The 10,948-nt window shown below is 53.6% G+C and carries 4 tRNA genes and 6 rRNA genes; all 10 read left to right on the forward strand.

Going from position 1 to position 10,948, the window contains the following annotated elements:
- Positions 1-335 precede the first annotated feature (335 nt).
- The 10 genes from GGR36_RS21315 to rrf (GGR36_RS21360) all read left to right on the forward strand — a co-directional run bounded on the left by GGR36_RS21315 (position 336) and on the right by rrf (GGR36_RS21360) (position 10,895).
- A 16S ribosomal RNA gene (locus tag GGR36_RS21315) occupies positions 336-1,868 on the forward strand.
- Positions 1,869-1,934: 66 nt separating this feature from the next.
- Positions 1,935-2,011: transfer RNA gene (locus tag GGR36_RS21320), tRNA-Ile, on the forward strand.
- A gap of 37 nt (positions 2,012-2,048) precedes the next feature.
- Positions 2,049-2,124: transfer RNA gene (locus GGR36_RS21325), tRNA-Ala, on the forward strand.
- A gap of 256 nt (positions 2,125-2,380) precedes the next feature.
- Positions 2,381-5,266 (forward strand): 23S ribosomal RNA (locus tag GGR36_RS21330).
- 77 nt (positions 5,267-5,343) lie between these two features.
- Positions 5,344-5,456 (forward strand): 5S ribosomal RNA (gene rrf, locus GGR36_RS21335).
- 318 nt (positions 5,457-5,774) lie between these two features.
- A 16S ribosomal RNA gene (locus GGR36_RS21340) occupies positions 5,775-7,307 on the forward strand.
- A 66-nt stretch (positions 7,308-7,373) separates the two neighbouring features.
- Positions 7,374-7,450 (forward strand) — tRNA-Ile (locus GGR36_RS21345).
- 37 nt (positions 7,451-7,487) lie between these two features.
- Positions 7,488-7,563, forward strand: a tRNA-Ala gene (locus GGR36_RS21350).
- Between the two features lie 256 nt (positions 7,564-7,819).
- Positions 7,820-10,705: ribosomal RNA gene (locus GGR36_RS21355) — 23S ribosomal RNA — on the forward strand.
- Positions 10,706-10,782: 77 nt separating this feature from the next.
- Positions 10,783-10,895, forward strand: a 5S ribosomal RNA gene (rrf, locus tag GGR36_RS21360).
- The 16S, 23S and 5S rRNA genes sit together here with 4 tRNA genes alongside, the layout of an rRNA operon.
- The last annotated feature ends 53 nt before the right edge of the window (positions 10,896-10,948 follow it).

Here is a 10,948-nt window from a genome sequence, read left to right on the forward strand (position 1 = left end):
AATGTCTATAGTTCCGCTTCTCCGCTGCTGACGAAGCAGACGCAACGAAACGGCGGGGATTCAGGCGGTTCTGGTTGTGGCGAAACGCCGCAGCGAAAAAGAAAAGCTTGACAGAATTTAATGAGTTGGTAATATAGCCGGCTCAGCACAAACGACGCAGTCGGATGTGCGGCAGTAAAAAGCAGTGGCAGTTTGCAGTTGATCTTTAAAAATTTGGACAACCGATAAGTGTGGGTGCTCGGTTGAAGCGAATCGAAACTTCGGTTTCGAAAAAGCAAGAGACTTGAGTGCCAATACTACATCGTCAGTGATGATGAGTTTGGCCAATTTGGATTGAACTTAAGAGTTTGATCCTGGCTCAGATTGAACGCTGGCGGCATGCCTTACACATGCAAGTCGAACGGATCTAGGGGCTTGCTCCTAGGTTAGTGGCGAACGGGTGAGTAATGCATCGGAACGTGCCCAGTCGTGGGGGATAACGTAGCGAAAGTTACGCTAATACCGCATACGTCCTGAGGGAGAAAGCGGGGGACTCGCAAGAGCCTCGCGCGATTGGAGCGGCCGATGTCGGATTAGCTAGTTGGTGGGGTAAAAGCCTACCAAGGCAACGATCCGTAGCTGGTCTGAGAGGATGATCAGCCACACTGGGACTGAGACACGGCCCAGACTCCTACGGGAGGCAGCAGTGGGGAATTTTGGACAATGGGCGAAAGCCTGATCCAGCCATGCCGCGTGAGTGAAGAAGGCCTTCGGGTTGTAAAGCTCTTTCAGACGGAAAGAAAACTTTGGGGTGAATATCCCCGGAGGATGACGGTACCGTAAGAAGAAGCACCGGCTAACTACGTGCCAGCAGCCGCGGTAATACGTAGGGTGCGAGCGTTAATCGGAATTACTGGGCGTAAAGCGTGCGCAGGCGGTTTTGTAAGACAGCTGTGAAATCCCCGGGCTCAACCTGGGAACTGCGGTTGTGACTGCAAGACTGGAGTACGGCAGAGGGGGGTGGAATTCCTGGTGTAGCAGTGAAATGCGTAGATATCAGGAGGAACACCGATGGCGAAGGCAGCCCCCTGGGCCTGTACTGACGCTCATGCACGAAAGCGTGGGGAGCAAACAGGATTAGATACCCTGGTAGTCCACGCCCTAAACGATGTCGACTAGTTGTTCGGTGGGTAAAACCATTGAGTAACGTAGCTAACGCGTGAAGTCGACCGCCTGGGGAGTACGGCCGCAAGGTTAAAACTCAAAGGAATTGACGGGGACCCGCACAAGCGGTGGATGATGTGGATTAATTCGATGCAACGCGAAAAACCTTACCTACCCTTGACATGTCAGGAACTTTCCAGAGATGGATTGGTGCCCGAAAGGGAGCCTGAACACAGGTGCTGCATGGCTGTCGTCAGCTCGTGTCGTGAGATGTTGGGTTAAGTCCCGCAACGAGCGCAACCCTTGTCATTAGTTGCTACGCAAGAGCACTCTAATGAGACTGCCGGTGACAAACCGGAGGAAGGTGGGGATGACGTCAAGTCCTCATGGCCCTTATGGGTAGGGCTTCACACGTCATACAATGGTCGGTACAGAGGGTTGCCAAGCCGCGAGGTGGAGCCAATCCCAGAAAGCCGATCGTAGTCCGGATCGTAGTCTGCAACTCGACTACGTGAAGTCGGAATCGCTAGTAATCGCGGATCAGCATGCCGCGGTGAATACGTTCCCGGGTCTTGTACACACCGCCCGTCACACCATGGGAGTGGGTTTCACCAGAAGCAGGTAGCCTAACCGCAAGGAGGGCGCCTACCACGGTGGGATTCATGACTGGGGTGAAGTCGTAACAAGGTAGCCGTACCGGAAGGTGCGGCTGGATCACCTCCTTTCTAGAGCAAAGCAGATGCCGAGCTCCCACAACTTATCGGTTGTTCAGTAAAGACAGCGGACGTGCAGGGTCTGTAGCTCAGCCGGTTAGAGCACCGTCTTGATAAGGCGGGGGTCGTTGGTTCGAATCCAACCAGACCCACCATCAAATACTGATGGGTTCGGCTCGTACCACGGAACATGGGGCTGTAGCTCAGCTGGGAGAGCACCTGGTTTGCAACCAGGGGGTCGTCGGTTCGATCCCGTCCAGCTCCACCAACCTTGGTTGCGTCAAAGAAGTCGCGTCATGAATGCAGGTGCTGCCTGTATTCATGACTCAACTTGAGTCAGCTGTCGATCTTTAAAAATCTGGAAGGCATGTATGGATAGAGCGTGATGAGCGTTCGAATCCATAGGTTGTGATTGCATCGATTGATTACATTCCATCCTTTGAACCAGCGATGGGGTGTAGTAAGACATTTGGCGTTTGAATCGAACACTGAAGCCTGGCGAGAGTCAGGGTTCAAGGTTATAGGATCAAGCGACTAAGTGCATGTGGTGGATGCCTTGGCGATCACAGGCGATGAAGGACGTTGCAGTCTGCGAAAAGCCTCGGGGAGCTGACAAGCAAGCTTTGATCCGGGGATGTCCGAATGGGGAAACCCACCTCTTAGGAGGTATCCCGCACTGAATACATAGGTGCGCGGAGGCGAACGCGGTGAACTGAAACATCTAAGTAACCGCAGGAAAAGAAATCAACCGAGATTCCCATAGTAGTGGCGAGCGAATTGGGAAAAGCCTGTACGTGATAATTGAATTGCTAGTGGAACGGTCTGGAAAGTCCGGCAATAAAGGGTGATAGCCCCGTACGCGAAAGCAATTCAATGGTACTGAGCGTACGACAAGTAGGGCGGGGCACGAGAAACCCTGTCTGAACATGGGGGGACCATCCTCCAAGGCTAAATACTCGTGATCGACCGATAGTGAACTAGTACCGTGAGGGAAAGGCGAAAAGAACCCCGGGAGGGGAGTGAAATAGATCCTGAAACCGCATGCATACAAACAGTGGGAGCCTCCTTGTGGGGTGACTGCGTACCTTTTGTATAATGGGTCAGCGACTTACGTTCAGTAGCGAGCTTAACCGAATAGGGGAGGCGTAGCGAAAGCGAGTCTGATAAGGGCGCTTTAGTTGCTGGGCGTAGACCCGAAACCGGATGATCTACCCATGGCCAGGATGAAGGTTGGGTAACACCAGCTGGAGGTCCGAACCCACTAGTGTTGAAAAACTAGGGGATGAGCTGTGGGTAGGGGTGAAAGGCTAAACAAATCCGGAGATAGCTGGTTCTCCCCGAAAGCTATTTAGGTAGCGCCTCGTGTATCACTCTTGGGGGTAGAGCACTGTAATCGTTGAGGGGGTCATTGCGATCTACCTCGCGATAGCAAACTCCGAATACCAAGAAGTGCGAGCACGGGAGACAGTCCTGGGGTGCTAACGTCCTGGGACAAGAGGGAAACAACCCAGACCGCCAGCTAAGGCCCCAAATGCGTGGCTAAGTGGAAAACGAGGTGGGAAGGCATAGACAGCTAGGAGGTTGGCTTAGAAGCAGCCACCCTTTAAAGAAAGCGTAATAGCTCACTAGTCGAGTCGTCCTGCGCGGAAGATGTAACGGGGCTCAAGCCACGAGCCGAAGCTGCGGATGTGTCTATGACACATGGTAGGGGAGCGTTCCGTAAGCCTGCGAAGGTGGATCGAGAGGTCTGCTGGAGGTATCGGAAGTGCGAATGCTGACATGAGTAGCGATAAAACGAGTGAAAAGCTCGTTCGCCGAAAGCCCAAGGTTTCCTACGCAACGTTCATCGGCGTAGGGTGAGTCGGCCCCTAAGGCGAGGCAGAAATGCGTAGTCGATGGGAAACAGGTCAATATTCCTGTACCGCTCTTTGATGCGATGGGGGGACGGAGAAGGTTAGGTCAGCCGGGTGTTGGATGTCCCGGTTCAAGCCTGTAGGCGTGCTGCGTAGGCAAATCCGCGCGGCTTAGCTGAGGGGTGATAACGAGCGAACTTGTTCGCGAAGTGACTGATACCAAGCTTCCAGGAAAAGCCTCTAAGCTTCAGTCAAAGAGTGACCGTACCGCAAACCGACACAGGTGGGCAGGTTGAAAATACCAAGGCGCTTGAGAGAACTCAGGAGAAGGAACTCGGCAAATTGATACCGTAACTTCGGGAGAAGGTATGCCCCGGTAGCTTGTAGGAGTACATCCGAAGGGCGATGGGGCCGCAGAGAATCGGTGGCTGCGACTGTTTAATAAAAACACAGCACTCTGCAAACACGAAAGTGGACGTATAGGGTGTGACGCCTGCCCGGTGCCGGAAGGTTAAGTGATGGGGTGCAAGCTCTTGATCGAAGCCCCGGTAAACGGCGGCCGTAACTATAACGGTCCTAAGGTAGCGAAATTCCTTGTCGGGTAAGTTCCGACCTGCACGAATGGCGTAACGATGGCCACACTGTCTCCTCCTGAGACTCAGCGAAGTTGAAATGTTTGTGAAGATGCAATCTCCCCGCGGCTAGACGGAAAGACCCCATGAACCTTTACTGTAGCTTTGCATTGGACTTTGACGGGGCTTGTGTAGGATAGGTGGGAGGCTATGAAACCGGGACGCTAGTACCGGTGGAGCCGTCCTTGAAATACCACCCTGGCGTCGTTGAGGTTCTAACCTTGGTCTGTGAATCCAGATCGGGGACCGTGCATGGTAGGCAGTTTGACTGGGGCGGTCTCCTCCTAAAGGGTAACGGAGGAGTACGAAGGTCTCCTAGGTACGGTCGGAAATCGTACTGATAGTGCAATGGCAAAAGGAGGCTTGACTGCGAGACCCACAAGTCGAGCAGGTGCGAAAGCAGGTCATAGTGATCCGGTGGTTCTGTATGGAAGGGCCATCGCTCAACGGATAAAAGGTACTCTGGGGATAACAGGCTGATTCCGCCCAAGAGTTCACATCGACGGCGGAGTTTGGCACCTCGATGTCGGCTCATCACATCCTGGGGCTGTAGCCGGTCCCAAGGGTATGGCTGTTCGCCATTTAAAGTGGTACGTGAGCTGGGTTTAAAACGTCGTGAGACAGTTTGGTCCCTATCTGCCGTGGGCGCTGGAAGTTTGAGGGGGCCTGCTCCTAGTACGAGAGGACCGGAGTGGACGGATCTCTGGTGTACCGGTTGTCACGCCAGTGGCATCGCCGGGTAGCTAAATCCGGAAGAGATAACCGCTGAAAGCATCTAAGCGGGAAACTCGCCTCAAGATGAGACTTCCCTCGAGACTCGATCTCGCTAAAGGGTCGTGGAAGACCACCACGTTGATAGGCTGGGTGTGGAAGCGCAGTAATGCGTTAAGCTAACCAGTACTAATTGCCCGTGCGGCTTGATCCTATAACCTTGAGCTAATCAAGGTGCGCGACACATCGCCAAAAGGCGATCGCAACCTAATACATGCCGACCAGTTTCAGTCTGACGCCCATAGCGCTTTGGAACCACCCCTTCCCATCCCGAACAGGACCGTGAAACGAAGCCGCGCCAATGATATTGCGGTCTCCCGTGAGAAAGTAGGTCAGCGTCAGACTACCCCATGCCAGAACCCCCGCCTTCATATGTTGGCGGGGGTTTTTCATCCCATCAAAAGGGTGAGAGCTTCGATATTTTGAAGCGTTGCTTGACAGAATTTAATGAGTTGGTAATATAGCCGGCTCAGCACAAACGACGCAGTCGGATGTGCGGCAGTAAAAAGCAGTGGCAGTTTGCAGTTGATCTTTAAAAATTTGGACAACCGATAAGTGTGGGTGCTCGGTTGAAGCGAATCGAAACTTCGGTTTCGAAAAAGCAAGAGACTTGAGTGCCAATACTACATCGTCAGTGATGATGAGTTTGGCCAATTTGGATTGAACTTAAGAGTTTGATCCTGGCTCAGATTGAACGCTGGCGGCATGCCTTACACATGCAAGTCGAACGGATCTAGGGGCTTGCTCCTAGGTTAGTGGCGAACGGGTGAGTAATGCATCGGAACGTGCCCAGTCGTGGGGGATAACGTAGCGAAAGTTACGCTAATACCGCATACGTCCTGAGGGAGAAAGCGGGGGACTCGCAAGAGCCTCGCGCGATTGGAGCGGCCGATGTCGGATTAGCTAGTTGGTGGGGTAAAAGCCTACCAAGGCAACGATCCGTAGCTGGTCTGAGAGGATGATCAGCCACACTGGGACTGAGACACGGCCCAGACTCCTACGGGAGGCAGCAGTGGGGAATTTTGGACAATGGGCGAAAGCCTGATCCAGCCATGCCGCGTGAGTGAAGAAGGCCTTCGGGTTGTAAAGCTCTTTCAGACGGAAAGAAAACTTTGGGGTGAATATCCCCGGAGGATGACGGTACCGTAAGAAGAAGCACCGGCTAACTACGTGCCAGCAGCCGCGGTAATACGTAGGGTGCGAGCGTTAATCGGAATTACTGGGCGTAAAGCGTGCGCAGGCGGTTTTGTAAGACAGCTGTGAAATCCCCGGGCTCAACCTGGGAACTGCGGTTGTGACTGCAAGACTGGAGTACGGCAGAGGGGGGTGGAATTCCTGGTGTAGCAGTGAAATGCGTAGATATCAGGAGGAACACCGATGGCGAAGGCAGCCCCCTGGGCCTGTACTGACGCTCATGCACGAAAGCGTGGGGAGCAAACAGGATTAGATACCCTGGTAGTCCACGCCCTAAACGATGTCGACTAGTTGTTCGGTGGGTAAAACCATTGAGTAACGTAGCTAACGCGTGAAGTCGACCGCCTGGGGAGTACGGCCGCAAGGTTAAAACTCAAAGGAATTGACGGGGACCCGCACAAGCGGTGGATGATGTGGATTAATTCGATGCAACGCGAAAAACCTTACCTACCCTTGACATGTCAGGAACTTTCCAGAGATGGATTGGTGCCCGAAAGGGAGCCTGAACACAGGTGCTGCATGGCTGTCGTCAGCTCGTGTCGTGAGATGTTGGGTTAAGTCCCGCAACGAGCGCAACCCTTGTCATTAGTTGCTACGCAAGAGCACTCTAATGAGACTGCCGGTGACAAACCGGAGGAAGGTGGGGATGACGTCAAGTCCTCATGGCCCTTATGGGTAGGGCTTCACACGTCATACAATGGTCGGTACAGAGGGTTGCCAAGCCGCGAGGTGGAGCCAATCCCAGAAAGCCGATCGTAGTCCGGATCGTAGTCTGCAACTCGACTACGTGAAGTCGGAATCGCTAGTAATCGCGGATCAGCATGCCGCGGTGAATACGTTCCCGGGTCTTGTACACACCGCCCGTCACACCATGGGAGTGGGTTTCACCAGAAGCAGGTAGCCTAACCGCAAGGAGGGCGCCTACCACGGTGGGATTCATGACTGGGGTGAAGTCGTAACAAGGTAGCCGTACCGGAAGGTGCGGCTGGATCACCTCCTTTCTAGAGCAAAGCAGATGCCGAGCTCCCACAACTTATCGGTTGTTCAGTAAAGACAGCGGACGTGCAGGGTCTGTAGCTCAGCCGGTTAGAGCACCGTCTTGATAAGGCGGGGGTCGTTGGTTCGAATCCAACCAGACCCACCATCAAATACTGATGGGTTCGGCTCGTACCACGGAACATGGGGCTGTAGCTCAGCTGGGAGAGCACCTGGTTTGCAACCAGGGGGTCGTCGGTTCGATCCCGTCCAGCTCCACCAACCTTGGTTGCGTCAAAGAAGTCGCGTCATGAATGCAGGTGCTGCCTGTATTCATGACTCAACTTGAGTCAGCTGTCGATCTTTAAAAATCTGGAAGGCATGTATGGATAGAGCGTGATGAGCGTTCGAATCCATAGGTTGTGATTGCATCGATTGATTACATTCCATCCTTTGAACCAGCGATGGGGTGTAGTAAGACATTTGGCGTTTGAATCGAACACTGAAGCCTGGCGAGAGTCAGGGTTCAAGGTTATAGGATCAAGCGACTAAGTGCATGTGGTGGATGCCTTGGCGATCACAGGCGATGAAGGACGTTGCAGTCTGCGAAAAGCCTCGGGGAGCTGACAAGCAAGCTTTGATCCGGGGATGTCCGAATGGGGAAACCCACCTCTTAGGAGGTATCCCGCACTGAATACATAGGTGCGCGGAGGCGAACGCGGTGAACTGAAACATCTAAGTAACCGCAGGAAAAGAAATCAACCGAGATTCCCATAGTAGTGGCGAGCGAATTGGGAAAAGCCTGTACGTGATAATTGAATTGCTAGTGGAACGGTCTGGAAAGTCCGGCAATAAAGGGTGATAGCCCCGTACGCGAAAGCAATTCAATGGTACTGAGCGTACGACAAGTAGGGCGGGGCACGAGAAACCCTGTCTGAACATGGGGGGACCATCCTCCAAGGCTAAATACTCGTGATCGACCGATAGTGAACTAGTACCGTGAGGGAAAGGCGAAAAGAACCCCGGGAGGGGAGTGAAATAGATCCTGAAACCGCATGCATACAAACAGTGGGAGCCTCCTTGTGGGGTGACTGCGTACCTTTTGTATAATGGGTCAGCGACTTACGTTCAGTAGCGAGCTTAACCGAATAGGGGAGGCGTAGCGAAAGCGAGTCTGATAAGGGCGCTTTAGTTGCTGGGCGTAGACCCGAAACCGGATGATCTACCCATGGCCAGGATGAAGGTTGGGTAACACCAGCTGGAGGTCCGAACCCACTAGTGTTGAAAAACTAGGGGATGAGCTGTGGGTAGGGGTGAAAGGCTAAACAAATCCGGAGATAGCTGGTTCTCCCCGAAAGCTATTTAGGTAGCGCCTCGTGTATCACTCTTGGGGGTAGAGCACTGTAATCGTTGAGGGGGTCATTGCGATCTACCTCGCGATAGCAAACTCCGAATACCAAGAAGTGCGAGCACGGGAGACAGTCCTGGGGTGCTAACGTCCTGGGACAAGAGGGAAACAACCCAGACCGCCAGCTAAGGCCCCAAATGCGTGGCTAAGTGGAAAACGAGGTGGGAAGGCATAGACAGCTAGGAGGTTGGCTTAGAAGCAGCCACCCTTTAAAGAAAGCGTAATAGCTCACTAGTCGAGTCGTCCTGCGCGGAAGATGTAACGGGGCTCAAGCCACGAGCCGAAGCTGCGGATGTGTCTATGACACATGGTAGGGGAGCGTTCCGTAAGCCTGCGAAGGTGGATCGAGAGGTCTGCTGGAGGTATCGGAAGTGCGAATGCTGACATGAGTAGCGATAAAACGAGTGAAAAGCTCGTTCGCCGAAAGCCCAAGGTTTCCTACGCAACGTTCATCGGCGTAGGGTGAGTCGGCCCCTAAGGCGAGGCAGAAATGCGTAGTCGATGGGAAACAGGTCAATATTCCTGTACCGCTCTTTGATGCGATGGGGGGACGGAGAAGGTTAGGTCAGCCGGGTGTTGGATGTCCCGGTTCAAGCCTGTAGGCGTGCTGCGTAGGCAAATCCGCGCGGCTTAGCTGAGGGGTGATAACGAGCGAACTTGTTCGCGAAGTGACTGATACCAAGCTTCCAGGAAAAGCCTCTAAGCTTCAGTCAAAGAGTGACCGTACCGCAAACCGACACAGGTGGGCAGGTTGAAAATACCAAGGCGCTTGAGAGAACTCAGGAGAAGGAACTCGGCAAATTGATACCGTAACTTCGGGAGAAGGTATGCCCCGGTAGCTTGTAGGAGTACATCCGAAGGGCGATGGGGCCGCAGAGAATCGGTGGCTGCGACTGTTTAATAAAAACACAGCACTCTGCAAACACGAAAGTGGACGTATAGGGTGTGACGCCTGCCCGGTGCCGGAAGGTTAAGTGATGGGGTGCAAGCTCTTGATCGAAGCCCCGGTAAACGGCGGCCGTAACTATAACGGTCCTAAGGTAGCGAAATTCCTTGTCGGGTAAGTTCCGACCTGCACGAATGGCGTAACGATGGCCACACTGTCTCCTCCTGAGACTCAGCGAAGTTGAAATGTTTGTGAAGATGCAATCTCCCCGCGGCTAGACGGAAAGACCCCATGAACCTTTACTGTAGCTTTGCATTGGACTTTGACGGGGCTTGTGTAGGATAGGTGGGAGGCTATGAAACCGGGACGCTAGTACCGGTGGAGCCGTCCTTGAAATACCACCCTGGCGTCGTTGAGGTTCTAACCTTGGTCTGTGAATCCAGATCGGGGACCGTGCATGGTAGGCAGTTTGACTGGGGCGGTCTCCTCCTAAAGGGTAACGGAGGAGTACGAAGGTCTCCTAGGTACGGTCGGAAATCGTACTGATAGTGCAATGGCAAAAGGAGGCTTGACTGCGAGACCCACAAGTCGAGCAGGTGCGAAAGCAGGTCATAGTGATCCGGTGGTTCTGTATGGAAGGGCCATCGCTCAACGGATAAAAGGTACTCTGGGGATAACAGGCTGATTCCGCCCAAGAGTTCACATCGACGGCGGAGTTTGGCACCTCGATGTCGGCTCATCACATCCTGGGGCTGTAGCCGGTCCCAAGGGTATGGCTGTTCGCCATTTAAAGTGGTACGTGAGCTGGGTTTAAAACGTCGTGAGACAGTTTGGTCCCTATCTGCCGTGGGCGCTGGAAGTTTGAGGGGGCCTGCTCCTAGTACGAGAGGACCGGAGTGGACGGATCTCTGGTGTACCGGTTGTCACGCCAGTGGCATCGCCGGGTAGCTAAATCCGGAAGAGATAACCGCTGAAAGCATCTAAGCGGGAAACTCGCCTCAAGATGAGACTTCCCTCGAGACTCGATCTCGCTAAAGGGTCGTGGAAGACCACCACGTTGATAGGCTGGGTGTGGAAGCGCAGTAATGCGTTAAGCTAACCAGTACTAATTGCCCGTGCGGCTTGATCCTATAACCTTGAGCTAATCAAGGTGCGCGACACATCGCCAAAAGGCGATCGCAACCTAATACATGCCGACCAGTTTCAGTCTGACGCCCATAGCGCTTTGGAACCACCCCTTCCCATCCCGAACAGGACCGTGAAACGAAGCCGCGCCAATGATATTGCGGTCTCCCGTGAGAAAGTAGGTCAGCGTCAGACTACCCCATGCCAGAACCCCCGCCTTCATATGTTGGCGGGGGTTTTTGCTTTTG

The sequence above is a fragment of the Niveibacterium umoris genome, from assembly GCF_014197015.1.
Classification (GTDB): domain Bacteria; phylum Pseudomonadota; class Gammaproteobacteria; order Burkholderiales; family Rhodocyclaceae; genus Niveibacterium; species Niveibacterium umoris.